Raw genomic sequence first — 25,478 nt, 5'->3', positions numbered from 1 at the left:
TCAGAACCCCATCGATGCCCGGTAGGCGCGCCGCTGCCGCTCGCGTCCAAGCCGGAGGGTGATTTCCTCGAAGTCGACGGCGGCTGCCTTCAAGGCCGCTTCCGGGCTCAACTGGCCGCTCTCGGCTTCTGCCAGGTGAACGTCGAGTGCCTGCCAATAGCTATAGGCACCGGGAACGCGCAGATAGGGCAACTGCAGCCGGTTGCCGAAATTGTCGGAATAGGCTCGCAGGTAGTCGCGGATGTCCGCCTCATCCCAGCCCGCCTTCAGGTACGTGTCCAGCCGCCCGCTGCCGTTGGGTGGCAGGAAGTGGAAGCGGCGGCCCGGGTCGATGCCATCCCAGCCGCGCGCCGCATACACCTGGGACTTCTCCTTGCTCGCCATCAGCGCCAGCAGGTAGTAGGCCGCCTCCGGCGCCTTCGAGTACTTCGAAATCACGCCGGCCCACGAGCCACCGGTGGTATTGCCCACCAGGTTCGGCTGTCCGGTCTTGACCCACTTGTGTTGCGCGATGCTGTAGTAGCCGTGGGTGCCCGGAATGGGGGCGGAGCCGACCTTGCCCTTCACCTTGCTCCCTTCCTGCTGCGCCAGCGCGCCCAGGTCGCCCCAGGTGAAGGTGAGCGCGGAGCGCCCCGCCAGGAAGTAGTCCCAGCTCTTTCCCATATCCCAGGACAACATCTCCCTGGGCCCGAACCGGACCAGATCGACCAATACCTCGAGCGCCCGCACATGGCCGGGGCCATCGATCAGCGGCTTCATGGTCTTTGGATCGAACCAGTACAGCCTGGGATTGTCCGGTCCGATCACGAACGGCGCCGACAACGATATGTAGTTGAACATGCTCTGCGCACCGGGCTTCAGCGCTATCCCCAGGCCGTTGTCAGGCACACCGTCGCCGTTGAGATCGCGGCCATTGAAGTATTCAGCCACATCCCGGAACTGTTCCCAGGTCTTCGGTACGGCCAGCGCATAGCCGAACTTCTGCATGAAGGCGGCCTGGTGTCGTGGGTCCTCGAGCAGGTCGCGGCGGTAGTACATGACCTGCCCGTCGTGGTCGTTGGCGACCATGTATTTCTTGCCACCGTAGGAGAGCAGGCTGCGCGGGCCCGGCAGCACTTCGTCGATGTCCCACTTCGGAAAGCGCGCGTCGTTGTAATACTTGTCGTAGGTGATGATGTAGTCTTGTGCCACCAGCTCGCCCAGCCACCAGGCACCGGCGATTGTCACGTCGTACTTGCCAACTCCATTGAGCACGTCGGAATAGAAGCTATCGAAATGCTCGCCGAACGGAACCAGGACAATCGTGAGGGTGGCGCCCGTGGCGGCCTCGAACTCGTCCTTCAACTCCGGAACGGCCCAGGAGATCGAACCGTTGGTCACGCTCACTGTCACGTGCTGGCCGGCGAACGGGCAACTGCCGGGGTTGCACGCGGGTGCCACCCGAGGAGGGATGAGGTCGCCTGTCTTGACCACCGTGACCCCGGCGCCCTCGGGATTCAAGCTCCCAGGCAGGATGCGCGCGGGAGCCGGTTGCGCTTCCTTGGATTTTGGCGGCCCGCCGGCCAGCGATGCCGGAGCAACGAGGAGCGCCAGCAGGATGCCGAGCCACCAGCTCTTCGCCCCCCTGTCCGCGGGAGGGCTCGACGCTCGGATACCGGACTCGTCTGCATTCGATGGTTTCATGAACATATTTCTCACTAAAGCCCCATCGATGTCCGGTAGGCGCGCCGCTGCCGCTCGCGTCCAAGTCGGAGGGTGATTTCCTCGAAGTCGACGGCGGCTGCCTTCAAGGCCGCTTCCGGGCTCAACTGGCCGCTCTCGGCTTCTGCCAGGTGAACGTCGAGTGCCTGCCAATAGCTATAGGCACCGGGAACGCGCAGATAGGGCAACTGCAGCCGGTTGCCGAAATTGTCGGAATAGGCTCGCAGGTAGTCGCGGATGTCCGCCTCATCCCAGCCCGCCTTCAGGTACGTGTCCAGCCGCCCGCTGCCGTTGGGTGGCAGGAAGTGGAAGCGGCGGCCCGGGTCGATGCCATCCCAGCCGCGCGCCGCATACACCTGGGACTTCTCCTTGCTCGCCATCAGCGCCAGCAGGTAGTAGGCCGCCTCCGGCGCCTTCGAGTACTTCGAAATCACGCCGGCCCACGAGCCACCGGTGGTATTGCCCACCAGGTTCGGCTGTCCGGTCTTGACCCACTTGTGTTGCGCGATGCTGTAGTAGCCGTGGGTGCCCGGAATGGGGGCGGAGCCGACCTTGCCCTTCACCTTGCTCCCTTCCTGCTGCGCCAGCGCGCTCAGATCGCCCCAGGTGAAGGTGAGCGCGGAGCGCCCCGCCAGGAAGTAGTCCCAGCTCTTTCCCAAATCCCAGGTCAACATCTCCCTGGGCCCGAACCGGACCAGATCGACCAATACCTCGAGCGCCCGCACATGGCCGGGGCCATCGATCAGCGGCTTCATGGTCTTCGGATCGAACCAGTACAGCCTGGGATTGTCTGGTCCGATCACGAACGGCGCCGACAACGACATGAAGTTGAACATGCCCTGCGCACCGGGCTTCAGTGCTATCCCCAGGCCGTTGTCAGGCACACCGTCGCCGTTGAGATCGCGGCCATTGAAGTATTCAGCCACATCCCGGAACTGTTCCCAGGTCTTCGGTACGGCCAGCGCATAGCCGAACTTCTGCATGAAGGCGGCCTGGTGCCGTGGGTCCTCGAGCAGGTCGCGGCGGTAGTACATGACCTGCCCGTCGTGGTCGTTGGCGACCATGTATTTCTTGCCACCGTAGGAGAGCAGGCTGCGCGGGCCCGGCAGCACCTCGTCGATGTCCCATTTCGGAAAGCGCGCGTCGTTGTAATACTTGTCGTAGGTGATGATGTAGTCTTGTGCCACCAGCTCGCCCAGCCACCAGGCACCGGCGATTGCCGCGTCGTATTTGCCGGTGCGATTGGTCATATCGGAAATCAAATTGGCGAACAGTTCCTCGTGCGGCAGGTAGACGATGTTGAGCCTGGCACCGGTGGCCGCTTCGAATTCATCCTTCAATTCCAGTACCGGCCTCCCGAGCAGGCGGCTGTTGACCACCAGCACCGTCACGCTCTGGCCAGCGAATGGGCAATTGCCGGGCTTGCACGGTTGCGCCACCCGGGGTGGAACGATATCGCCCATCTTGACCACGGATGCGTCCGCGGGAGCGGTCGGCTGCGATTGTTCCTGGTTCGCGCCCCACGCGGGCAACACGAGCAATGGGAGCAGTCCTCCCAGCCACATCATCTTGCGGCTCATATCACGTCTCCTCCCGAGGATGGGCGAGCGGGAGGCTGAGCGCACGCGGTCCGAGAATCCGCTCGCCGGTCTACCCCTTCTCCCTGTTCATGCACTCGGCATCGCTTCGCGATAGGTACGGCCGACCAGACTCGCCACATAGGTCATCAGCTCCAGGGGCTCCACCGGCTTGGCCAGGTGCATCTGGTATCCCGCCAGGAGCGCTCGTGTCCGATCCTCGGGGCGAGCGAACGCCGTCAGCGCCAGTGCCGGCACGGCCCCCCCTTGCTCCTGCGGTAACCGCCGTACTTTCTGGATCAACGAGTACCCGTCCTCCTCCGGCATGCCGATGTCGCTCACCAGCACCATCGGATGGAAGCGGGCGAACTCCACGAGTGCCTCCGCCGCCGAACACACCGTCCGCACCTCCGCATGGTGCTCCGCCAGAAGCGACTCAATCAACTGGCGCGTGTCGGGCTCGTCGTCCACCACCAGTACCCGCACCCCTTCCAGATCCACGAGCCTGTTGCTGAGGTTCGAGGAGGCTTGACGCCGGGGAGCCATGGTTGCTCTTCCAGCCCTGGCCCCGATATGGATGGCCTCCCTGGGCAACTTCACCGTGAAGCTCGCACCCAGGCCCTTCCCCGCGCTGGCCACTTCCACCGTGCCCCCGTGCAGCTCCACCAGGCTCAGCACGATCGCCAGACCCATCCCCAGCCCACCGTGCTGTCGCGTGCTCGACGCGTCCGCTTGCCGGAACGGCTCGAACACGTGCGGCAGGAATTCGGGTTCGATGCCAATCCCCGTGTCGCTCACTGTGAGCTGCACGTGCGGGCCCTGTTGACTCAGCGCCACCTTCACCCGCCCGCCCTGCGGCGTGAACTTGATTGCGTTGTTCACCAGATTCCAGACGATCTGCTGCAGACGATTTGGATCCACCATGAGCTGCCCGACCAGTGGGTCGAGCGCCTGTTCCAACTGGATGGCCTTCGCCTCCGCCGCCGGTTTCAGCGACTCCACCACCGCTTCGAGCACCGCCGCCGGATCGACCACCCGCACGTCCAGACGCATCCGGCCGGAGACGATGCGTGACATGTCCAGGAGGTCGTCGATGAGCTGGGCCTGCGCCCGCGCGTTTCGCGCGATCGTCTCGAGCCCGCGACGCAGGTCCTGGGTCAGGGGGTGGCGGGAGAGGAGCAACTGCGCCCACCCGAGGATCGAGGTCAGGGGCGTCCGCAGCTCGTGGCTCAGCGTCGTCAGGAACTCGTCCTTCAGCCGGCTGGCGCGTTCGATCTCCCCCCGTGCCGCCCGCTCACTGGCCAGGAGCACCTCCCGCTCTTCCTCTATCCGCTTGCGCTCGGTGATGTCCGTCGAGATCCCACAGATCGCATAGGGCCACCCCGACCCATCCTGGAGTGGGCATTTGATCGAGATGTAGGTGTGGAGCCCGTCGTCCTGTGGCATGAGTTCCTCTGCTTCCAGTGCCGTCCGGGTTGCCGCCACCCGCTGGTCGAGAGCGCGAAATGCGTCGGCGTTCGCCTTGGGGAACAAATCGTAGTCGGTCTTGCCGAGGACCGACTCCCGGGTGAGGTGAAAGAGCGTCAGGAAGCGGCGGTTGGTCAACAAGTAGCGGCCCTCGACGTCCTTGACGGAGATCACCGCTGTCGAGTTGTCGATGATGGCTTGAAGCAGGCACTGGCTCTCACGCAAAGCCTCTTCCACCCGCTGGCGATCGGCGATCTCCGCCTTCAAGGTGGTGTTCGCGCAGGCCAGATCGGTCGTGCGCACCTGCACCCGTTGCTCCAGCTCATCCTGGATGCGCCGCAGTGCCGCCTCTTTCTCGCGGCGCGACGCGATCTCCCGCTCCAGTTGCGCGTTCTTGGCTTCGAGCTGTTTCTGCGCCTCACTCAGGGCCAGGTGCACCCGGGTTCGGGCGATCAGTTCCTCGATCTGGAACGGCTTGGTGACGAAATCGACCCCCCCCGCCTCGAACCCCGCGAGCTTGTCGGTCGTATCCGAAAGGCAGGTCATGAAGATGACCGGGATCTCGCGGGTACTTTCAGCCACCTTCAGGCGCCGGCAGGTCTCGAAGCCGTCCAGCCCTGGCATCACCACATCCAGCAGGATGATGTCGGGCCTCATGTGCTCGGCCCGCTCCAATGCCTCTTCACCATCCTGGGCGACCAACACCCGATAGCCCATGAGCTCCAGATGCTCCACCGCCACGCCCAGGTTGGCAGGCGTGTCATCCACGATCAGGATGGTGGAGGGACAGCCGTCAGGCGTGGTGGTGCCGCTCATCTTCCTCGCCCCCCATGCGCCGCGAAGGCGGGCTTCGTGGTCTCGGTACGCTCGGATGCCCGCCTCCCCGGCCATGTGCTGTTTGACCGGATCCACGAGCGACAGGGGAGAGCCCGGGTTCATGTCTCGGGTCGGAAACAGGCTTCCACGGAATGGGCCGGAAGGTCGGCACGGGTCGATCCTGCAACTGGAGCGTCATTCCTTTCTCCTGGTGGAGGAGCCTGGCGTGCGCTGCGGCCAACTGATCCTCACAGGCGCAACATGCGCGTCCCCAAGGACCATTCCTCCCAGCGCCTTCTGGTCCTTCCAGTTCCCTGGGGGTGTTCCCTCGCGAGCGGGGCCAGCGTGGAGATTCACCTCGCCCATGATAGGGAGCGCCCGATGTTCCAGGGGCTCGTCTGATGGGTTGCCCCGGCATGACGCCTGCTGGGGAGTCTGGCCCCACCCCTCTCGACAGGCGGCTCAAGTCGGTCTTCCATCCTTGGCACGCCGTGGGGTGCGCCTTCAATCGGCTTCCTCTTTTCCTGGATGCCGGAGTATCTTGTCGCCCCCTCAGGTGTTGGCTGAGCCATTGGAGTTCGCATGTCGTCGACGAAGGTGAGCGAGAACGAGGTGGCCGGGGCCGTGAAGCGGCTCGAGGCCTTCGCGAGCGAGAAGGAAGACATGTCGTTGGAGTTCTCCAAGCCCCTCACCGCCACGGAGGTGTTGGCGCTGGAGTCGAAATACGAGCTGAAGCTCCCGCCCAGCTATGTGCATTTCCTCCGTACCTACGGCACCTTCACGGTGAGGTATGGCGGCGAGGAGCTCATCGGAATGGAGCGCCCGGACTATCTGCATGCGGCGGCGCCAGATCCTTCCGACGCCGCGGACGGAGATGACCCCGACGTGGAGGAGGCCATCAAGGAGGCCCTGTTCTTCCAGCGCATCGACTCCGACTCGGTGGAGAACTTCTGGTGCTTCAATCCGCGCGACCGGAGCCCGGAGGGGGAGCTGGGGGTCGTGCCCTACTACCACGACGAGACGTTCGCGCTGCCCCAGCTCCTCGGCGGCAAGAAGGCGAAGCACTTTCGGGACTTCTCCACCCACATCGTCAACGTCATCGACGAGTTCATCGAGACCTACGGCGAGGCATAGGCACGCGGGCTGTGCGCCGGGCCGGGTGGTGAGGCGGAGCAGCCTTTGGGTACACGCCGGACCAGGTGGCCCTCACGGGGTGGGCTACCTGGTGCGCGTCTTGGATGGAAATCACCTGCCAGCCAGCGAGAAGTGACTCAAGCCGCTGAGAGCTCGTGAGTGAAAAGTTCTCCGTTATCTGAAGTTGTAAGCGTGGAGTGCGAGGTCGATGCAGTTGAAGCGCCTGTGGGGGAATGGCGCGCTGCTTGCTCCTGGTTGACTTCTGGAGTTGTGACTTCAGAGGTAGCGTCGAGATGGAACTTGTCCGCGAGGTAGACATCTGGCTCTCCGAGTTGCGCGCCGTGTTTCGGCGCCAGGCGACATTTGGTTGGTTCGTCCTGAGTGTCTGGGCCTTCCTGCTCCACTTCGATGGTTGAGGGCTGACCAGCGTCATCCGTTACTTCGGGCTGGCCTCCAGCGAGTACTACAACCTACTGCACTTTTTTCATTCCTCGGCCTTCAGTGCGCAAGCGTTGTGCACACGCTGGGTGGAACTGCTCGGGCGCAAAGCCCCCGTGCTGAACCTGGAGGGCCAGCCGGTGTACGTGGTGGACGGGTTGGTGTCGGCCAAGGCGGGCAAGAAGATGCCGGGGGTGAAGACGCCGCACCAGGCCTCGGAGGACAACAACAAGCCGGAGTTTGTCATGGGCCACTTCTGGGGGGCCTTGAGCCTGCTGGCCCAAGCGGGCTCACGCCTGTTCGCCATTCCCGTGAGACTCTCCATTCAGGATGGAATCAAAGCCTCACCTTCTCAAAAGGTAACCCATGTCACCCGTATGCACCAACTGGTGGTTTCCACCGCCCGCATGGCGGGAACAGTGCTTGCGGATTGCCAGTATGCCTGTCGACCTTTCATTGAGGGGTTGCTGTGTGCGGGCTTCCACCTCATTGCCCGAGTACGACTGAACACGGTGGCCTTCGAGCCCGCGCCCAAAGTCCGCAAGCGCACGCGCGGGCGGCCGAAGAAGTACGGCAAGAAGGTGGTGCTCCAGGAACTCCTTGCCCGCGGGGCGTTGTTTCGCGGTGTCGAAGTGGAATTGTACGGACGTAGGCAGCAGGCGCTGCTGCATGAGGTGGAGCTGTACTGGCAGACGCGGCTCGTCAAGTTCATTCTGTCGATTGACGACAAAGGCAGGAAAGCCATATTCCTGTCCACTCGCACTGCGTTGAGCGCGGAGGCCATTGTAGTGGCCTACGGCTGGAGATTCAAGATTGAGGTGGGCTTCCGCGCCCTCGTGGAAAGGGTGTTTGCTTTCTGCTACCGCTTCTGGATGAAGGCCATGGAAAAGCGCAAGCGGGGGGATGGCGAACAGTACCTGCACCGCGCAGGCGAGCACTACCGTGCACAGGTGGCTCGTAAGCTGGAGGCCTATGAGCGCTTCGTCGCCATCGCGGCCATTGGCTTGGGCCTGCTCCAGATGCTCTCCCTGCTGTATGCTGACCAGGTGTGGGACAGACTGCCACTGTGGTTCCGCACTCTGCGCAAGGAGGCCGGACCCAGTGAGCACATTGTGCGAGCCACCCTCCAGTCCGAGGTGGACAGAATTCTCGCCTCCAACGCCCCTTGCTCGCTGCTGGCGAAAATCCTCGCCACTCGCTCCAAGGCCTATCTTCCCCCTCACCCGCTCAAGATGGCAGCCTGATGAACTTGCCACTCACGAGGGTGCCCTGGGCTTTGTCGTGGTGGGCGCCGAGAGGGAGCCGGGGCAACTCACCTGCCCGTGCACTCTCAAGCTGTGGGAATCGCAGGGGCCCCGCACCGTCACCTTAGGAGGCTGGAGAAAATAAGTTATCTGAGAGCAATTGACCTCCCGAGCGAGCCTCCTGCCCGAATCGGCAAAGTTATTTCCTCCAGCCTCCTTAGGGAACGTCACCTTCCCGCCGTAGAGCAAGGGAGAGAGCAAGGAAAGGCGCGTGAGTAGTGCCGCCGCCCCATCCGGCCCGAGGGAGACACAACCTAACTGATGGGCTCTCAGCGCCTTACCAGACCCGACGTCTTGACCGCGCAGTCTTCCCTCTCTGTAATCGGCGGGTTTGGCCTTCCAGCTCGGGCAGCTCGCCCGGAGAGGTGCGGCAATGTCTAGGCGTTTTGTCGATACTCGCCCCGTGGACACACGGCGGCCCTTGCGCGTGGGTGCGCTGGCGCTGGCGGCTTTGATGCTGGTGACAGCGTGCTCCACGGGGGCCCCCATAGATGGAGGGTTGACGGCCTCCCGCTACCGATCGCCCGCGCCGCACGACTCGCCCGAACCGTGGGCGCTGGACTCGGAAGCCGAGGGCGGGGGCCAGGAAGAGGCTATCTTTACCAAGCTGCCAACAGACTTCGCGCCGGTGCATGTGAGCGACGCCGACTTTTCGGCGGCCATGACAAACCTTTGGCTTAACATGCCGCTTCGGGTGGCCGCGTCCCGCCCCCCTCTGTATGTCGGGCGTAGGCTGGCGTTGGCTTCCGCGCCCTTGAGTGGCGAAGCGTGGCAATCAGACATGGCCCGGTCCTATGGGCTTTTTTGCGAACGGTGCGGCACCCCAGGGGATTGCCTGACGCTGTTTGAAGACGGGCCCCGCTTACAGGACGGCGACAAGCGAAGCCTTGCTCTCGCCCTGGCGGTGGGCCCTGCCTTGGAAGGCGTAAACGCGGAAGTGCGGGCCATGCTCGACCCTACGCGAATGCTCGCGATGATTAGCATTAGCATCACGGTTTATATGGCGCTGCTGGTGGCGCCAGTGCCCGAGCCGATAACAAAGGGCGCGGCCCTGGTGTTTAGTGCCGCTTTGTGGGGCTATCTCGGTTATGAATTTTTCGATCTGCTGCGGGCCTATGCGCAGCTTTACGAGGATGCACCCCGGGCCTCTACCTTTGCGGAATTGCGCGAGATTGGCGAGCGTTTCGGGCGCGTCATCGGTCCCAACAGTGTGCGGATTCTCGTCATCGTAGGGACGGCGGCCATTGGTGAAACGGTGGCCCTTGCGTCCAAGGCCCCGAAGCTCCCCGGATTCGCGCAAGCGTCGGAGAAAGTCGCGACTCGTACCGGGTTGGGCCTGCTGGAGACGGCAACCGGAGCCGAGCGACTTATTGTCTCTGTGCCAGAGGGAACGATCCGCGTGGTGTTGGCGCCTCATGCCATGGCCATGGCTGCCCGGGGCGTTGGCGCTGGGCGTCCTGCCCCGACTCGGGGTAAGCTCCTCCCCAGCGGGCACAGGGCGTGGGGGTCGTTTAGTGGCTTCAAGTCGGCCATGGGACCAGCGGGCACGGGAAAGGAATGGCATCACATCGTGGAGCAAACTCCGGGCAACGCGAAGCGGTTTGGCGGAGAAGCCCTGCACAACACTGAAAACGCTATTGCAATGGACAAGGCGCTACACGACAAGGTGAGCGCCTTCCATTCAAGGATTCGATTTTTCATCACCAAGTCAACAAGGCTGACGGTGCGGCAATGGCTTAGCACTCAATCCTATGAGGCACAGAGGGAATTCGGTTTGCTTGCGATAGAGAACATCAAGAACGGGGTTTGGTGATGGACCTGGAGAGCATAGTGGAGGAGTTCGCCCGAAACGTGGCTGCACAAACAGACGCTATCATGCGTGGCGACCCTAGTAAGGGAGGGGATAAGGAAGCGAAGCGATACATAGCCGCCTATAAGAAGCTACGCGACCATGGCGAGGCTGGACGGGATGCACTCGCACGACTGCTGACGCACTCACGTATGGATGTGCGAGTCTACGCGGCGGGTTTCTTGCTTAGCGATAGGCCGGAACAAGCCTTGCCCGTTCTTAGGGAGGCCGCCAAGGGTGAAGGTCTGATTCCTTTTGAGGCATCCCGGGCGTTGAAGTATTGGGATGAGGGCACTTGGAAGTTGGATGTTGATTAAGGACCACATAAAGGGGCAACAATGGCGCACGTTCGGAGCAATACCACAGCGAAGATCCGGGTTGACGAAACTGATGAAATTGTTGAGGTGCCTTTCAGTTACCTTGATTGGGAGACAGTGCCCGGGGAGGAGGGCGGCGGCGGGGCACCGCGTGAACATTGGGCGGACTACTCTTTTGATGATGTGGTCGTGACGTGGAAGGTGTTTGAGTATCCTCCTGGCAGAATTGATGGCTTTGAGTGCGAGGTTGTTGGAGGGGAGTGCGTGGAAGACTTTGTATTCTTCCTAGAGCCGTAGACATCCCGGCCATGGGGCGCGACGGCAGCCCGGTGTTACCGAGCACGCTGGATAGGGGAAAACAGCCCGAAATCGGACCGGCTGAATGATGGGAAGGGGGCACGTGTCGTTGGGCGCCCCATTTTCAGAGGGGAAACGGGGGGTGTGCCTCTGGTCCCGAGTGGAGGCGAATCCGGCCTTAGCGGCTTCGATTTCCGCCGCCCCGCGCGGGGGCTACTCCACCACCACGGTGGCCGTGGTGCTCGCCGCGAGGCCGAAGTCATCCTGATGGAGCCGCAGGTCCACCGTGTGGCTCCCCCGCGCGCTCGTGGGAAGGGTCTTCGTCATCGTGAAGGTGAAGGTCCCGCCCGGAGGCAGATTCACTCCCCAATCGGACCAGATCGTCTCCCACGCCGAGGGCAGGGTGGACACGAAGTCATACCAGACCCAATTGCACGAGGCGGAGTCGTTGTTGGTCACGTTCACCGTCCAGGTGACCGTCGAGCCCGCCGCCGCCGTCCGCGTCGCCGGAGACAACACGAGCGTGGGCGGTGTCTGGATGCAGCGCTCGACGAGCCTCACCGTGCTCGTGCCCTCCACCGTGTAGCCGTCGCGGGTGACGGCCACGCCCGCCGTGTAGAGGCCGAGCTCCATGCGGTAGGGCACATACGTCTGGAGGGTCAGATAGGCCGTGCTGGATGCGGCGACCGTGACTTGCGAGGGCAGGGGATCGGCGCTCCAGCCGCTGGGAATGATGGGCGAGAGCTGGAAGGTGCTCGGGCCGCAACCCGCCGAGTCCGGATTGGTGAGGGCCAGCTCGAACTCCGGCCGCCCCCCGGGTGACGCCGTGTCCGAGAAGGGCGTCGCCTTCACCTGGGAAAGTGCCCGTACGCACGGCTTCCGCTCATACCGCACGCTCACCGTGAGCCCCGCGGTCGTCGCGGACTCCACCGTCACGGAGAGGTCGCTGTACGGGTCGTTCCACGTCCTTCCCGGCCGCAGCACGGGATCGCTCCAGGACGCGGTCTCCGGCGTGAAGTCGATCAGGTCCGAGCGCTCCCGCGTCTCCGCGTCCTCGTAGTGCACGAGCGCGCCGCCGAAGGCCTGGGCATCCAGCGTCCCCTCATAGGCACCCAGCGGCTGGTGGTATTCCAACCACAGCCAGCCACCACTCGTGGAGCCACGGCGAAGCCTGAGGGCCTTCAACCCACCGGAGGACACCACCGGCGCGAGCGTGAAGGTGCCCCCCACGCCCTCCACCCGCGCCACCGAGGCCGCGTCCAGCCAGCCGATGCGTGCCTTGTGCGGCGCCGCGTAATGGCCCAGGTTCCACGCGCCCATGGTGGAAAAGACGTCCCCGTACTCCACGACGGTTCCCGGGGTGCCCAGGTAGCCGAGCGGCTCGGCGCCGAAGTCGCGCGAGCGCGCGTGGCCCAGGGAGAGGTTGTGCCCCGCCTCGTGCGTCACCAGCTCCACGGCCCTGTCGTGCTGGGTCAGCTCCTCGGCGACGAGCCACGCGCTGGACGCGGTGATCGTGCCATCCGGCGTCGACAGCGTGCCGCAGGACAGCGTGGACATGCTCCACGTGCGGGACATCGTTCCTCCAGCGAACGGCGGCCCGGGAGGACCGCCGCGCGCCTTCTGCCCGCGGCCACGCACGGTTGCAACGCCTCTCGAAAAAAACACCTATACTGAGCGTCCTCTTCACGTTCCTCGCCTCCGGGGGAGAGCCGATGACGTCCGAGTCACCCAACGAGTTGTACTTCGCCTCACTCCGCAGGCTCTTCGATCGCACGCCCGCGCTGAGCTTCGTGAAGCAGACCCTCGAGGAGCTGGCACCGGGGCGGGCGCGGCTCGCGCTCGAGCCGGATGACCGTCACAACAACGGCGCGGGCTGCATCCACGGAGGCCTCATCGCCACCGTGCTCGACAGCGTGGGCTGGTTCGCCTGTGCCACCCGGAGCGAGGGAAACTGGCTCGTCACGGCGGAGTTCAAGGTGAACTTCCTGGAGGTCGCCGCCCGTGAGCGGGTGATCACCACGGGCGAGCTGCTCAAGAAAGGCAGTGAGCTGTTCCATGCCCGGATGGATGCGCGGACCGAGGGCGGCCGACACGTGGCGACCGCCCTGGGCACCTACACCCTGCTGCCACGGAAGTTCCGGCCATGAGCGCGAGCGAACAGGCGCTGTTCGTCGAGGGCCCGGGCCCTCGCATCGCCTGTGAGGTGCTGGGGGCGGGTCCGGGTGCGCCGACGCTCCTGTTCGCTCATGGCAACAGCAGTCACCGCGGCGTGTGGCGGCCGGTCGCGCGGCTGCTCCTGCGCGAGCTGGACGTGCGCGCCGTGCTCATGGACATGCGCGGACACGGTGACAGCGAGCCTGTTCATCCGCCCGCCTACAACCCGGCCGATCACGCCACGGACCTGGAGCGCGTCGCGCGCCACCTCGCACCGTCACGCCTGGCGGTCATCGGGCACTCGGCGGGCGCTCTGGCCGTCACGGCCTTCGCGGCACGCTGCGCGCGCGGGGAGGCGGACTGTCCGCGCCCCTCGGCGCTCGCCTGGGTCGACATCGATCCACGAGTGCCCTCCTGGCAGGTGGAGTTCTTCCATGCGCGGGCCGACAGCATCCGGCGGAGCCACGCGGACGCGGAGACGGCGATCCGCCAGCTCATCCGTGGCATCCAGAAGACGAGCGTGGGCGTGACCGAGGCGGCCCTGTGGGACTTCATCGCCACGGGCCTGAAGCAGACGCCCGAGGGTTTCTCGGTCAAGTTCGATTCCCAGACCTACGCCACCTGGAGCCCCGGGGATCTCCGTCCGCTCCTGCCGCTCGTGGACATCCCGGCGCTGCTCATCCGCGCGGCGGACAGCATCGTCACCAGCGAGCAGGGCATGGCCGAACTCCAGGCGGGCTTCCCGCGCTCCACCCGGGTGGACATTCCGGGCGGAACCCACTTCGTCCCGCTCGACCACCCCGAGGAGCTGGCGCGGGCCCTGGTCGGGTTCCTCCGCCAGGAGTGGCTGTCCCGGGAGTGAGCGCGGTGGGGAAGGGGGCGGCCACGCCTCAGAGGCGGAGCTGGAACAGCAGGGACGCCTCATCCCCTGGTTCCTGGCTCCTGCGCTTCATGACGTGGCGCTGCAACTTGCCGCTCGTCGTCCGGGCGATGGAGCTCTTCTTCACGAGCAGCACCTCGAGGCTCGCGAGGCCCACCTTGCGGCGCACCACCTTGCCGATCTCCCGGGCCAGGCCCTCGAGCGCGGTGGGCTCCCGCAGCCCCGTCTCGGCCAGGCAGATGATGCGCTCCTCGCCCAGGGGCCCTCCCACGAAGGCGACGCAGCCTCCCCGGTGGACGCCCTCCAGGGGACGGACCACGGCCTCGATGTCCTCGGGGTAGTAGCTCTCTCCCGCCTGCTTGAGCACGTCCTTCGCCCTGCCGACGACGTAGAGGCGGCCGTCCTTCTGGTAGCCGAGGTCTCCCGTGCGCAGCCATCCCTCCTGGAAGATCCCGGCCGTGAGACTCGGGTTGCGGTAGTAGCCCCGCATGACGGCCGGCCCGAGGAGCTGGATCTCTCCGACCCGGTCCTCGCCCTGGACCGCTCCGTCCTCTCCCACGATGCGCAGTTGGAGGCCCTCCACGGGTCGCCCCAGGGCCACCACGCCCCGGCTCCCCGTTGTCGAGCGCTCCACCCGGCGCACCTCCCGGTCATTGCCCAGGGCCGCGCGATCGACCCAGTCCACGTGCACCGGCTCGCCCACCGCGGGGAAGGTCGCGGCGAGCACCGCCTCCGCCAGCCCATAGACGGGGTAGAGCGCCTCGGGCCGCAGTCCGGCGGGGGCGAACTTGTCGGCGAAGGCCTCCATCAGCCGCGCATCCACGGCCTCCGCGCCGTTGACGGCCAGGCGCACCGAGGACAGGTCGAGCGCCGCGACCTCTCCGGGCTCCACGCCGTCGCACAGCCAGGCATAGGAGAAGTTCGGTCCGGTGTAGATGGTGGCCTTCACCTTGGAGAAGTAGGCCAGCCAGCCGGCGGGATCCTTGATGAAGGAATAGGGCGACCAGACATGCGCCTGACAGCCATTGAAGAGGCTCGTCAACAGGATGCCCACCAGTCCCATGTCGTGGAAGTGGGGCAGCCAGCCACAGAACACGTCCTCGGAGTTGAACCCTCCACTCGCCACGATGGAGCGCAGCCCCGCGAGGGCATTGGCGTGGGTGATGGCGACGCCCTTGGGCGCGGCGGTGCTTCCGGAGGTGTATTGAATGAACGCCAGCTCCTCCGGCTCCGGCTCGAGGGGCTCCGGGCCCTCGCCCGCGCCACCTTCCGCGACGAGCTCCTCGCTGGACAACAGGAGCAACCCCTCGGGCGGCTGGCCCGCGCCGAGCAGCTCCATCAGCGACGTCTCGACACACAACCACTGGATGTCCCCATCCCTCAGGATGGGCGCGAGGTGTTCGAAGTAGCCCGAGAGATCCCTGCCGCCCGTCAGGGCCAGGGGAACCGGGACGCCTCCCGCCCGCTGGACGCCGAAGAAGGACAGCAGGAACTGGGGGCCCGTCTTGAGCAGCAGGCCCACGGGCTGCCCGCGCTCGAGCCCCCGCGCTCGCAGCCGCCGCGCCACGACCTCGCTGCGCGTGTCCAGCGCCTCGTAGCTCAGGAAGGCGTGTTGCGCGGGATACGCATAGCCCCGCGTGGGAAACGCGCTCCGGGTCCACCGCAGCGCCTCCACCAGCGTCGAGATGTGCTCGGGTGTCATGTCCCGCTCCTAGGTGGCGCGGACCGCGCGCACCCACTCCGCCAGCTTCTGGGAGCCACTGGATGCGTTCGCGGCCCGTTGGACGACGCGCAGCAACTCCGCGTAGGCGACGGTGTGATCATAGCCGCCCGCCGTGTCACTGACTTCCAACGACCACCGCCAGTAGTTGTCGAGCTGCTCGGCCAGCGGCATCTTGAAGGACTGGAGCGCCTCCTGGATCGCCGGGAGGATGTCCTGTCCCAGCTCCTCGATGTAGGCCTCGAGGATGCTCGCGTAGAAGGCGAAGTGCCGGGCCTCGTCCTTCTGGATCCGGTTGAGGAGCACCTTGAGCACGGGCTCTTCCACCGACCGGCCCAGCATCTGGTAGTAGAGCTGGGTGGCCTTCTCCTGGATGACGGTGTACGTGAAGATCTGGACGGGAAGCTCGCGAGGGAAGTGCCACGTCTTGCGGCCCTGCCGGCACAGCTCGGCGTGAAGGGCTTCCTCGCTCTGGATGCCGGCGCGCACCTGGTAGCGGCCAAAGACATCCGCGTGCCGGTCCTCCTCCTGGGCCCAGCGCATGAAGAACCGGAAGAGCTCCCGGTTGTGCATGAACTGGCTGGGAGAGACCGAGTCATCGGCTGGAAAGTGTTTCAGCACGTCCTGGATGTAGCCCGGGACGTGATCCTCGATGAGGGTGACGAAGCGGATGGCCGACCCCTGGGCCTCGGTGAGGCGGTCCGCCTGGAGCTGCTCCCAGGGGATGTCCACCGCTCCCCAGGGCTTCGTCTCCCACCGATCGATGTATTCGGTGACGAGCCGGCGCATGCGCTCTGGCTGGATGTACGTCTTGTGCATAGGCCCCCCCGTGACGCCACTAGCGGCGCTTCGATGCGACCAGCGCGTATTGCTTGCTGGTGTAACCCCAACCCGCGTTCGAGATCTCGAAGTACTTGAGCAGCCGCTCGGACAGGTTCGGCTCGATGGCGTCGAGCGCCTGACTGTTGCGCCGCGCGTTCTCGCTCCACAGTTCAATCGTCCGGGAGTACTCCGCGGTGAGATCCACCAGCCCGCGCAGCGAGAAGCCCGCGTCCTCGAAGTAGCGCACGTAGTCCGAGACGGGGAGCAGCTCCGCCCAGCCGAAGGTGTCCTGGAGCACGAACTTCGTGCCGGGCCGGGACTCGAACTCCCGCCGTTTCGCCGCGTTGCAGAAGCAGGTCTCGGAAAGATAGACGTTGCCGGTGGGCTTGAGCAGTGACCAGGCCTTGACGAGCGTCCCCGGCTTGTCATGGAAGTGGGTGATGGAGCCGACGAAGCTCATGCCCTGGAAGGCGCCCTTGGGAAGCGAGACCTCATGGAAGTGGCCGACCTCGATCCGCACCTTCCCGGCGATGCCGAGCCGCGCCGCGCGTGTGCGGATGTAGTCGGCCTGGCGCGGAGCGGGCGTCACGCCCACCACCTCGCAGCCATACTCCCGCGCCAGGAAGCAGACGAGACTGCCCCAGCCACACCCCACGTCGAGCACGCGCTCTCCGCCCTGGAGTCCGAGCTGCCGGGCGATGAAGTGCATCTTCTTGTGCTGCGCCGTCTCGAGATCCTCGTTGCCCTCCGGGAACAAGCCCGGGCTGTATTTCATCGAGGGATCCAGGAAGAGCTGGAAGAGACGTGGATCCTGATCGTAGTGCGTGTTGGTGACCCCGTGAGACCAACCTTCCCCCGCCCGAGGCGTCTCCTCCTGGCCGGTGGTGTTCACGGCGCTTGCCGCTCCTCGACCAGCTTCGACACCGCGCCCGCCAGCTCCTCGATGGTGCTCACCCGGAACACGACCTGATCATCCAGCCGGACGTCGAACTTCTTCTCCAGGCTGGCGACGATGCGGAGGATCTTGATCGACTCGACTCCAGGCAGATCCCGGAGGTTGGTGGACGACTCGATTTCGCCTTCGGGCAGATTGAGCGTGCTCCGCACGATCTTCTTGATGGCGTCTTCGATATCCGGCTGGATCATGGATGGAAAAGGTATTGAAATAAATACCGCCATGTCAAGCTATGCACGTTTTACAGATTAGTACTCATGAGTAGGAGGGCGGGAGATGTCATCCACCTCACATGAATGGTCCCAGCGGATTTCCGCTCGCATTGGAGCTGGGACTGGCGCCGGCATCGGTCAGCCGGGGTGGGCGGAGAACCATTGGAACAACGAGAGTGGGGGACCGCTCAGCCGCTCCAGGGTGGCCTCCACGGTGTCGTGGTTGCCCCAGAGGATGTCCCCCTCTCCGTGCTGCTCGAGCAACGCGTGGATGAAGTGGCACCAGGTGCCCACGCCCCGGCTGACGTAGAAGCCATACGTGCGGCAGGCCAGGGGGCGGTGTGTGTACACCCGGCACCCTCCGGACTCACGATCCAGGAAGGGGCAGGTATAGGGCCGCTGTGTGTCTTGTAGCCCGGCCACCCGTGTCCGGATCTCCTCCCGCACGATGGGGGGCAGGGCCTGGAAGGCCTCCCAGAGGTAGGTCCATTCCCATTCGGAGACGGTCAATGGCTCCGCCAGGTGGCGGCAGCAGTGATCACACCCCTTGCGGCAGGGCCACCAGTCATGGCCCTCGGAGATGGAGGCCGCCCGCGCGTCGACACGCCGGTAGAGGTCCTCCAGGGTGGCTCGTTGTTCCTCGGTGAGTGGCTTCATGGCACGCACATCATGCCCCAGCATGGGTCAACCCTCGCGCGGCAGGCGCACGACGAAGAGGGTGCCCTCGAGCGGGGTCGAGTTCACCTGGATGCTGCCCGCGTGCGCGCGCACGATCTGCTCCACGATGTACAGGCCCAGGCCCACGCTGCGGCTCGCCATGTCGGGACTCCCCACGGCGCGTTGCAGGGGCTGGAAGAGCCGGGGCAGCGCCTCGGCGGCGATGGGCTCCCCCAGGTTGTGCACCTCCAGCCGGACGTCCTCGGCTCCGCCCTGGCTGCGCACCGTCACGACACTGCCCGCGGGGCTGTATTTGAGCGCGTTGCCCACCAGGTTGCCCACGAGCTGTGCGAGCCGGTCCCCGTCCCACTTCCCCACGCCGTCTCCCCGCGTCTCCAGCCGCAGCGCGCGCTCGGGGTGCGTCGCCTGCAACTCCTCTACCGCCGTGCGTATCACCTCGTGCACGTTCATCGGCGCGCGCTCGATCTTCAGTCTTCCGCCCAGGCGCGCCTGGGTGAAGTCCAGCAGGTCGCGCACCATGCGCACGGCGCGCTCGGTGCTCGAGTGCAGGCGTCCGAGACATTTGACGGTGCGCGCGTCCAGATCCTCGCGGCGCAGCAGTTGCCGCAGGCCCAGGAGGATGGCGCTCAGGGGGTTGCGCAAGTCATGGCTGACGATGCCGATGAGGTGCTGCTCGAAGTCCCGGTGGCCTCGCTCCTCCTTGACCATCCGTTGGGCCTCCTGTCGCAGGCGCACCTGCTCCGTCACCTCGAACACCAGCGAGAGGACGCCGTCGATGCCTCCCTGGGGCGAGCGCACGGGCTGATAGATGAGATCGAACAGGCGCTCATCCAGCGGTCCGTCGCGCCCCTGGGCCATCCGGACCGGCACGGCCCGAACCATGTAGGGCACCCCTGTCTGGAACACCCGCGTCAGGTTGGAGGGAAACCCTTGCGACGCCAGCTCGGGGAGGGCCTCCAGCGCTTTCATGCCCACCACGTCCCGGCCCACGAGCTGGCGGTAGATGGGATTGGCCGTCTCGAAGACATGGTCGGGGCCGCGCAGGTAGCACACGGCCACGAGCGTCTGCGCGGCGAGCGCATCCATCATCGCGGCGCGGGCCTGCTCGGACTCCTGGGTGCGTTGGAGCAGGGCTTCCACCTGCTGGCGGGCGAGCACTCCCTGCGTCACCTCCGTGGCGACGACGATGACGCCCTCGATGTGGCCCCGCTCATCGCGCAAGGCGTCGTAGACGAAGTTGAAGTACGCGGTCTCCAACGCTCCGTCCGTGCCCCGCGCGAGCCGGACCGACTGCTCCTTGGCCACGAAGGCCACGCCCGTGGTCATCACCTCGCGGATCAGCTCGTCCAACCCCAGCCCTTGCACTTCTGGCAGAGCCTCCAGCAGGGGCTTGCCCACGACCTGATCGGGGCGGCGCCCACAGAGGCGGCACAGCTGTGGATTGGCCAGGTCGATGACGGCCCGGGGACCCCGGACGATGCCAATGGCCACGGGCGCCTGCAGGAAGAGGGCGTTGAGGCGAGCGCGCTCTCCATCCCCCGTGGGTCGCCAGCCGTGGGTGCCTTGCTCCTTCGGCTCCCCACCCCGGGCGCGCGCTCGCTGGCGGGCGTGCTCCTCCACCGCCTCGGTGGTGGCCGTGGCCACGAGGTGTGTCAGCAGCCTCACCTCCTCCAACGGGAGCTGGAGGCCCTCGTCGGCGAGCAGCTCCAGCAGCAGGTCGCTCAGCAGGCCGTACTCTCGCACCAGCTCGCCCGGCGTGAAGCCCAGCCGGAAGCGCTGGGCGCCATGCTCGCGCCCGACAGCACCCATGCCCATTCCGGGAGCGGAACGACCCTCGGAGGCCCCTTCGCACGGGGCCCTTCCCAGTTGGCGCAGGATGGAGGGGAGAGGGTCCTCCAGCTCCGAGCGCGAGATGCCTCCCGGTGTCAGGTGCTGGCGCACGCGCTCGCTCCACTCGTGGAGCACTTCCTCGCCGCGCTCCTCCAGCAGCTTCGCCAACTGACCCATGTCACTCTTTTCTCGCCAGACCGGCCGGAGCGGAGTCCTCTCGCGGACAAACACCCCGCCGCCCGGTTTTCCTCGCGCCGGGCCCGGCCTCCCGCTCGTCCGCCCTCTGGGTAGGGTCCTCCTCCCGGCTCCCTCTTCCGTGGACTCAGCCTCCGCGAAGCTGGCGGATCTTCTCGTAGGCCTCGCGAATCTCCTGGAAGCGGCGCGACGCCTGTTCGACGGCCCCGGGGCCGAGATGGGCAACGCGGTCCGGGTGGTGGATGGCGGCGAGCTGGCGGAAGGCCCGCTTCACGTCCGCGTCGGTCGCCTCGGGGGTGATGCCCAACCGGGTGTAGTGCGCCTGGGCCTCGCCGAAGTGGCGCGCGGTGACGGAGCGTATCTGTTCCTCGGACAACCCGAGCCCCTGGGCGATCCGGCGCAGCGTCTCCTGCTCGGCGCGGTGCATCTGGCCATCCACGAGAGCCAGCCCGTACAGGGCATCGAGCAGCAGCAGCCGCGCCGACATGGTCAGCTCGTCGCGGCACGCGGCGGCGGAATCCTCCAGGGTGGGCGGACGGGCGAGGTGTTCCTTGAGGTAGCGGCGCACGAGCTCGAGTGATTCGGGGCCGTAGCGCAGCTGCTCGGCGAAGTACTCGCGCACCACGCGCACCTCGTCGCGCACCAGGTCGCCATCGGCCCGGGCCACCTCGATGAAGAGGGCGCACAGATGGCGGGCGAAGTGTTGCTGGGCGGCCAGTTCCTGGGGCTCGGGAGGCGCGGGCGCGCGGGGGCTGGGTGCGCGGGGAGGGGGCTGGAGCAGCCCGTCGAGCTGATGGCCCACCAGGACGCCGGCGAGCACGAGCACCACGACGGGCCAGAGGCCGCCGATCAGCAGCCCCACGCCCAGCCCAAGCATCACTCCGAGAACTTTTCCAGGCGCCACGCGTGCGTCACTCCCTAGACCGGCGGGAAGTTTCGCATAGAGTCCGCCGCGCTATGGGCCAGTTGATCGACGGAAAAGCGGTGGCGGCGAGGGTGCGCGCCGAGGTGAAGCAGGAAGTGGAGCGGCTCAAGGCCGAGCGCGGTCTGGTGCCGGGGCTGACGGTGGTCCGGGTGGGGGAGGATCCCGCCTCGAAGATCTACGTCACCGGCAAGAAGAAGGCGGCCGAGGAGGTGGGCTTCAACTCGTGGGAGGAGCACCCGGACGCGAGCATCACCGAGGAGGAGCTGCTGTCGGTGGTGGAGCGGCTGAACGAGGACCCCGCGGTCCACGGCATCCTGGTGCAGCTGCCCCTGCCCAAGCACATCGACGCGGAGCGGATCATCTCGGCGGTGCGTCCGGAGAAGGACGTGGACGGCTTCCATCCGATGAACGCGGGCAAGCTGTCGCTCGGCAAGCCGGGGCCGCGGGCATGCACGCCCTTCGGGGTCATGCGGCTGCTGCGCGAGGTGGGGTGCGATCCCGCGGGCAAGCGCGCCGTGGTGGTGGGGCGCAGCAACATCGTGGGCAAGCCCATGGCGTTGATGCTGTTGCAGGCGGACGCGACGGTGGTCATCTGCCACCGCAAGAGCAACCTGGCCGAGGAGGTGTCTCGAGCGGACATCGTCGTGGCGGCGGTGGGCGTGCCCGAGCTCATCAAGGGCGAGTGGATCAAGCCCGGCGCGGTGGTCATCGACGTGGGGATGAACCGGATGCCGGATGGGAAGCTCAAGGGGGACGTGGAGTTCGCGGCCGCCCTGGAGCGCGCCTCGTTCATCACCCCGGTGCCCGGTGGCGTGGGGCCGATGACGATCGCCATGTTGATGCGCAACACCCTGGACGCGGCCAAGGGAGGGGCTTGATGCCGACGCGGCGCGAGCGGATCGAAGGCGGGCTGTATGGGTTGCTCATCGGGGATGCGCTGGGCGTGCCCTACGAGTTCCATTCCCCGGAGCGCATTCCCCCTCCCGCGCAGCTCGAGTTCACGCCTCCGGCGGGTTTTTCCCGGGCGCATGCCCAGGTGCCGCCGGGGACGTGGTCGGATGACGGCGCGCATGCGCTGTGCCTGCTCGATTCGCTCCTGTCCCGGAGGATGCTGGACCTGGAGGACCTCGGGCGGCGGCTGGTGAACTGGTTCGAGCGGGGCTACCTGGCAGTGGACGGGGAGGTGTTCGACGTGGGCATCCAGACGCGCACGGCCCTGTCGAACCTGCGCGAGGGCGCGCCCGCCTTGAAGGCGGGTCCGGCGGGTGAGCGGGACAATGGCAATGGCGCGCTGATGCGGGTGCTGCCGCTGGCGCTCTGGCACCGGGGGGATGATCAAGCGCTGGCGCGCGACGCCATGCTCCAGTCCCGGGTGACGCACGGGCACGTGCGCTCGCAGGTGTGCTGCGCGCTCTACTGCCTCTGGGCGCGGCGGACGTTGGAGGGCTCCTCGCGGGCGTGGGCCGACGCGTTGGCCTCCTTCCGGGCGCTGTACCCCGAGGGCCTGGAGCAGCGCACGGAGCTGGAGACGTCGGTGCGGCCGGACGTGTCCTACCGGGGCAAGGGGACGGGGTACGTGGTGGATTGTCTGCTCTCCGCGCGCGATTGTCTGGAGGCGGACTCCTTCGAGCGGGTGGTGAAGGCGGCGATCGCGCTCGGGCATGACACCGACACGACGGCGACGGTGGCGGGAGGCATCGCCGGGCTGCGCGAGGGAATCGACGCCATCCCCAGCCGCTGGCGCGACGCCTTGCGTGGCCAGGAACTGGTGAAGCCCCTGCTCGAGAAGCTCCTCGCGTACGCGGCCTGAGTGCCCGGCTTCGCCCGCCTCCCCGCGGGTGGCGAGCCTTCCGCCCCGGGACTCAGGGGGTGCGGGTGGTGCCCAGGAAGTTGCGGATGAGCTGGCTGATTTCCTTGGGCTTCTCGAGGGTGGCCCAGTGGGTGGCCTCCGCGAGGCGCTGGATGGAGATGTTGGGCACGAAATCCCGCAGGCCGCGCTGTCCGTCCGGCAGCAGGTAGGTGTCCTGCTCGGCGTGGATGAAGAGCACGGGCTTGTGCACCACGAGCTGGTCCGGCCGCAGCCCCTCGATGAGGTTGCTGCCTCCCACGTGGCCCTGGTGGTCGGGTGGGCCCATCTTCGCCGCCCGGTAGTAGTTGAGCCCGCCGGTGACGCTGCCCGGCTGCTTCCAGGAGTTGACCCACTCGGTCATGTCATCCTCGGACAGGATGGCACCGTGCGCCCGGGCGTCGTTGAGCACGGCCTGCCGGGCCCACGCGTAGTCATCGCCCACGATCTGCCCCTCGGCCTGGGGCGTCTGGAAGACGAGCATGTACTGGGCCGCCAGTTGCTGGCGGGGGTTCTCGCGCAGCTCCCGGTCGAACAGGGCGGGGTGGGTGATGTTGATGGTGATGAACCGGTGCACGTAGTCGGGCTGGCGCAGCACGAAGCTCCAGCCCACCAGCGCGCCCCAATCCTGGGAGACGATGTTCGCCTTCTTGATACCCAGGTGCTCCAGCAGGCAGCGCAGATCCTCGACGAGATGCCGGATGTGGTAGGCCTCGACCTCCTTGGGCTTGGAGGTCAGGTTGTAGCCGCGCATGTCCGGGGCGATGACGAAGTAGTCCTTGCCCAGATCATTCAACTGCTTCTTCCAGACCCCCCAGTACTCGGGGAAGCCATGGATGAAGAGGATGGGCTCCCCCGCACCGTGCGTGACGTAATGCATACGGATGCCGTTGATGTCCGCGTAGTGATGATCCATGGACCACTCTCCCCATCGGGTGAAGGCCCCGCGAGAATAGGGCGCGGGGCGGGGGAGAGAAAGATCGCTTTCGCGGTGACCGGGAGCACCTGACAAGCTCACTTCAGGTGAAGTGCTTGCGCACGTCCGCGTCGTTCAGCACGAACAGCATCCAGGCACCCACCGGTACGCCGAAGCAGCACGCGGGGGCGAGCGGCAGCATGATGGTCAGGGAGCCGACCATGCCTATCCCCCATTTCCGCAAATTCACGATGTTGAGCGCGGCCCAGATGCTGATGCCCCGCGCCACGAGCGCTCCCACGATGTTGAAGACGAACGGCCACAGCTGATCCTCGGGCACGGTGAAGTGGTTCACGCGCAAAAGATGCAGCGTCACCATGACGGTCCAGAAGAGGATGTCGAGGATTCCCGTACAGAGCAGGAGGAAGGCGGGAGGACGCACCCGGCGCAGCGTGGGCAGGCGGGGATCGTTCAGGGGGACATTGAGACCGGGACCACTCATGTACGGGCCCTCAAGGCGCTCACGATCATCCGCGTGGCGGGTGATTTGTTGAGCGTGTAGAAATGGATTCCCGGCACACCCCGCGAGAGCAGCTCCATGCACTGCACCGTGGCGTGCGCCACCCCCAACTGCACCAGGGCCTCCGGCTGGTCCTTGAGTTGTTCCAGTTGGAGTGCCAGGCGCATGGGGATGGTGGCGCCGCACAGGCGGGTGAAGCGCTGGATCTGCTCGTGGTTGGTGATGGGCATGATGCCCGGGACGATGGGGACGTTGATGCCGACGCGGCGCGCCCGCTCGACGAAGTCGAAGTAGAAGGCGTTGTCGAAGAAGAGCTGGGTGATGACGAAGTCCAGGCCGGCGTCCACCTTGGCCTTGAGGTGCAGCAGATCCTCGTCCCGCGAGCGCGTTTCCACGTGGCCCTCCGGATAGCACGCCCCGCCCAGGCTGAAGTCGAAATCCTCCTCGCGGATGAAGCGCACGAGATCCGCGGCATGACGGAAGTCCGTGTTCGCGAGGGTGTCGGGGGAGGCGCCCTGGGGCACGTCGCCGCGCAGCACCAGCACGTTGTCGATCTTCGCCTCCTCGAGCCGCCGCAACAGCTCGCGCAGCTCCTCGCGCGTGTGGCCCAGGCACGCGAGGTGGGCCATGGCCTCGATGCCCGTGTCGCGCTTGATGCGCGTGACGAGATCCACCGTGCGATCGCGCGTGCTGCCTCCCGCGCCATAGGTGACGGACACGAACCCCGGCTCGAGTGGGGCCAGGTCCTCCAATGTCTGCAGCAGGTTGGCGGTTCCCGCGTCCGTCTTCGGCGGGAAGAACTCGAAGGAGAAGCAGGGGCTGGACGGGTTCAGGCGATTGCGGATCTTCATGACGCGAACAGTCTAGAACGTCCCCGGTGGCTTCCCGAGAACCTTGATTGAGGGAGGTACGCGGTTATAGTCCG

23 protein-coding genes are annotated in these 25,478 nt (G+C 66.0%); 9 read left to right on the top strand and 14 right to left on the bottom strand.

Going from position 1 to position 25,478, the window contains the following annotated elements; translation table 11 throughout:
* From CYFUS_RS32120 to CYFUS_RS32110, 3 genes are all read right to left on the bottom strand, one after another.
* Complete coding sequence (locus CYFUS_RS32120; protein WP_232536935.1) at positions 1 to 1,683, bottom strand: ABC transporter substrate-binding protein; 1,683 nt, start codon at positions 1,681 to 1,683, stop codon at positions 1 to 3.
* Between the two features lie 14 nt (positions 1,684 to 1,697).
* Positions 1,698 to 3,281 carry an ABC transporter substrate-binding protein gene (locus CYFUS_RS32115; RefSeq protein ID WP_095988685.1) on the bottom strand — a complete coding sequence of 528 codons (1,584 nt, stop codon included), beginning with the start codon at positions 3,279 to 3,281 and terminating at the stop codon, positions 1,698 to 1,700.
* An 87-nt stretch (positions 3,282 to 3,368) separates the two neighbouring features.
* A complete protein-coding gene (locus CYFUS_RS32110) occupies positions 3,369 to 5,561 on the bottom strand; it encodes a response regulator (protein ID WP_095992360.1) in 2,193 nt (730 codons plus the stop codon).
* A gap of 582 nt (positions 5,562 to 6,143) precedes the next feature.
* Here CYFUS_RS32110 and CYFUS_RS32105 point away from each other — a divergent pair.
* The 5 genes from CYFUS_RS32105 to CYFUS_RS32080 all read left to right on the top strand — a co-directional run bounded on the left by CYFUS_RS32105 (position 6,144) and on the right by CYFUS_RS32080 (position 10,900).
* On the top strand, positions 6,144 to 6,695 hold the full coding sequence (locus CYFUS_RS32105) for an SMI1/KNR4 family protein (protein ID WP_095988684.1): 552 nt from the start codon (positions 6,144 to 6,146) through the stop codon (positions 6,693 to 6,695).
* A 419-nt stretch (positions 6,696 to 7,114) separates the two neighbouring features.
* Positions 7,115 to 8,377: a transposase gene (locus tag CYFUS_RS32095; protein WP_095988682.1), complete on the top strand. Its 1,263-nt coding sequence runs from the start codon at positions 7,115 to 7,117 to the stop codon at positions 8,375 to 8,377.
* 841 nt (positions 8,378 to 9,218) lie between these two features.
* The gene (locus tag CYFUS_RS32090; protein ID WP_157758784.1) at positions 9,219 to 10,250 is read left to right on the top strand and encodes a hypothetical protein; all 1,032 of its coding nucleotides are present in this window, start codon (positions 9,219 to 9,221) and stop codon (positions 10,248 to 10,250) included.
* Positions 10,250 to 10,603 carry a DUF2019 domain-containing protein gene (locus CYFUS_RS32085; protein WP_095988680.1) on the top strand — a complete coding sequence of 118 codons (354 nt, stop codon included), beginning with the start codon at positions 10,250 to 10,252 and terminating at the stop codon, positions 10,601 to 10,603. Before CYFUS_RS32090 ends, CYFUS_RS32085 begins: the two co-directional genes overlap by 1 nt.
* Before the next feature lie 21 nt (positions 10,604 to 10,624).
* Complete coding sequence (locus CYFUS_RS32080) at positions 10,625 to 10,900, top strand: hypothetical protein (protein ID WP_095988679.1); 276 nt, start codon at positions 10,625 to 10,627, stop codon at positions 10,898 to 10,900.
* A 213-nt stretch (positions 10,901 to 11,113) separates the two neighbouring features.
* Here CYFUS_RS32080 and CYFUS_RS32075 read toward each other — a convergent pair whose 3' ends face one another.
* Positions 11,114 to 12,475, bottom strand: a complete 1,362-nt coding sequence (locus CYFUS_RS32075; RefSeq protein WP_095988678.1) for a hypothetical protein — start codon at positions 12,473 to 12,475, stop codon at positions 11,114 to 11,116.
* A gap of 137 nt (positions 12,476 to 12,612) precedes the next feature.
* Between CYFUS_RS32075 and CYFUS_RS32070 the strand changes: the two genes are divergently transcribed.
* Entirely contained in the window at positions 12,613 to 13,047 is a 435-nt protein-coding gene (locus CYFUS_RS32070) for a PaaI family thioesterase (RefSeq protein WP_095988677.1), read from the top strand.
* A complete protein-coding gene (locus tag CYFUS_RS32065) occupies positions 13,044 to 13,916 on the top strand; it encodes an alpha/beta fold hydrolase (protein WP_095988676.1) in 873 nt (290 codons plus the stop codon). The genes CYFUS_RS32070 and CYFUS_RS32065 overlap by 4 nt, the downstream gene beginning before the upstream one ends.
* A gap of 28 nt (positions 13,917 to 13,944) precedes the next feature.
* Here CYFUS_RS32065 and CYFUS_RS32060 read toward each other — a convergent pair whose 3' ends face one another.
* The 7 genes from CYFUS_RS32060 to CYFUS_RS32030 all read right to left on the bottom strand — a co-directional run bounded on the left by CYFUS_RS32060 (position 13,945) and on the right by CYFUS_RS32030 (position 21,223).
* Positions 13,945 to 15,636: an AMP-binding protein gene (locus CYFUS_RS32060; RefSeq protein WP_095988675.1), complete on the bottom strand. Its 1,692-nt coding sequence runs from the start codon at positions 15,634 to 15,636 to the stop codon at positions 13,945 to 13,947.
* A 9-nt stretch (positions 15,637 to 15,645) separates the two neighbouring features.
* Complete coding sequence (locus CYFUS_RS32055) at positions 15,646 to 16,473, bottom strand: acyl-ACP desaturase (RefSeq protein WP_095988674.1); 828 nt, start codon at positions 16,471 to 16,473, stop codon at positions 15,646 to 15,648.
* Between the two features lie 19 nt (positions 16,474 to 16,492).
* On the bottom strand, positions 16,493 to 17,368 hold the full coding sequence (locus CYFUS_RS32050; protein WP_095988673.1) for an SAM-dependent methyltransferase: 876 nt from the start codon (positions 17,366 to 17,368) through the stop codon (positions 16,493 to 16,495).
* Positions 17,365 to 17,622, bottom strand: a complete 258-nt coding sequence (locus CYFUS_RS32045) for an acyl carrier protein (RefSeq protein ID WP_157758783.1) — start codon at positions 17,620 to 17,622, stop codon at positions 17,365 to 17,367. The genes CYFUS_RS32050 and CYFUS_RS32045 overlap by 4 nt, the downstream gene beginning before the upstream one ends.
* Positions 17,623 to 17,781: 159 nt before the next feature.
* Positions 17,782 to 18,300, bottom strand: coding sequence for a YkgJ family cysteine cluster protein (locus CYFUS_RS32040; protein WP_095992359.1), 519 nt, complete (start codon positions 18,298 to 18,300; stop codon positions 17,782 to 17,784).
* Positions 18,301 to 18,327: 27 nt separating this feature from the next.
* Positions 18,328 to 20,328, bottom strand: a complete 2,001-nt coding sequence (locus tag CYFUS_RS32035; RefSeq protein WP_095988671.1) for an ATP-binding protein — start codon at positions 20,326 to 20,328, stop codon at positions 18,328 to 18,330.
* Positions 20,329 to 20,473: 145 nt separating this feature from the next.
* The gene (locus CYFUS_RS32030) at positions 20,474 to 21,223 is read right to left on the bottom strand and encodes a TerB family tellurite resistance protein (protein ID WP_332468442.1); all 750 of its coding nucleotides are present in this window, start codon (positions 21,221 to 21,223) and stop codon (positions 20,474 to 20,476) included.
* Positions 21,224 to 21,303: 80 nt separating this feature from the next.
* On the opposite strand from CYFUS_RS32030, the gene folD reads away from it, so the two are divergent.
* Positions 21,304 to 22,149, top strand: coding sequence for a bifunctional methylenetetrahydrofolate dehydrogenase/methenyltetrahydrofolate cyclohydrolase FolD (gene folD, locus CYFUS_RS32025; RefSeq protein WP_002627251.1), 846 nt, complete (start codon positions 21,304 to 21,306; stop codon positions 22,147 to 22,149).
* A complete protein-coding gene (locus CYFUS_RS32020; RefSeq protein WP_095988669.1) occupies positions 22,149 to 23,081 on the top strand; it encodes an ADP-ribosylglycohydrolase family protein in 933 nt (310 codons plus the stop codon). Before folD ends, CYFUS_RS32020 begins: the two co-directional genes overlap by 1 nt.
* A gap of 52 nt (positions 23,082 to 23,133) precedes the next feature.
* Here the strand turns inward: CYFUS_RS32020 and CYFUS_RS32015 are convergent, their stop codons facing one another.
* The 3 genes from CYFUS_RS32015 to metF form a co-directional block, all read right to left on the bottom strand.
* Positions 23,134 to 24,033: an alpha/beta fold hydrolase gene (locus CYFUS_RS32015; RefSeq protein ID WP_095988668.1), complete on the bottom strand. Its 900-nt coding sequence runs from the start codon at positions 24,031 to 24,033 to the stop codon at positions 23,134 to 23,136.
* A gap of 103 nt (positions 24,034 to 24,136) precedes the next feature.
* Positions 24,137 to 24,535 carry a hypothetical protein gene (locus tag CYFUS_RS32010; RefSeq protein WP_095988667.1) on the bottom strand — a complete coding sequence of 133 codons (399 nt, stop codon included), beginning with the start codon at positions 24,533 to 24,535 and terminating at the stop codon, positions 24,137 to 24,139.
* Positions 24,532 to 25,404, bottom strand: coding sequence for a methylenetetrahydrofolate reductase [NAD(P)H] (gene metF / locus CYFUS_RS32005; protein WP_095988666.1), 873 nt, complete (start codon positions 25,402 to 25,404; stop codon positions 24,532 to 24,534). Before metF ends, CYFUS_RS32010 begins: the two co-directional genes overlap by 4 nt.
* Positions 25,405 to 25,478 lie beyond the last annotated feature (74 nt).

Source organism: Cystobacter fuscus (assembly GCF_002305875.1).
GTDB classification, from domain to species: Bacteria; Myxococcota; Myxococcia; order Myxococcales; family Myxococcaceae; genus Cystobacter; species Cystobacter fuscus_A.
The sequence above is the reverse complement of the archived record's forward strand: the minus strand, read 5'-3'. Positions and strand labels throughout refer to the sequence as shown.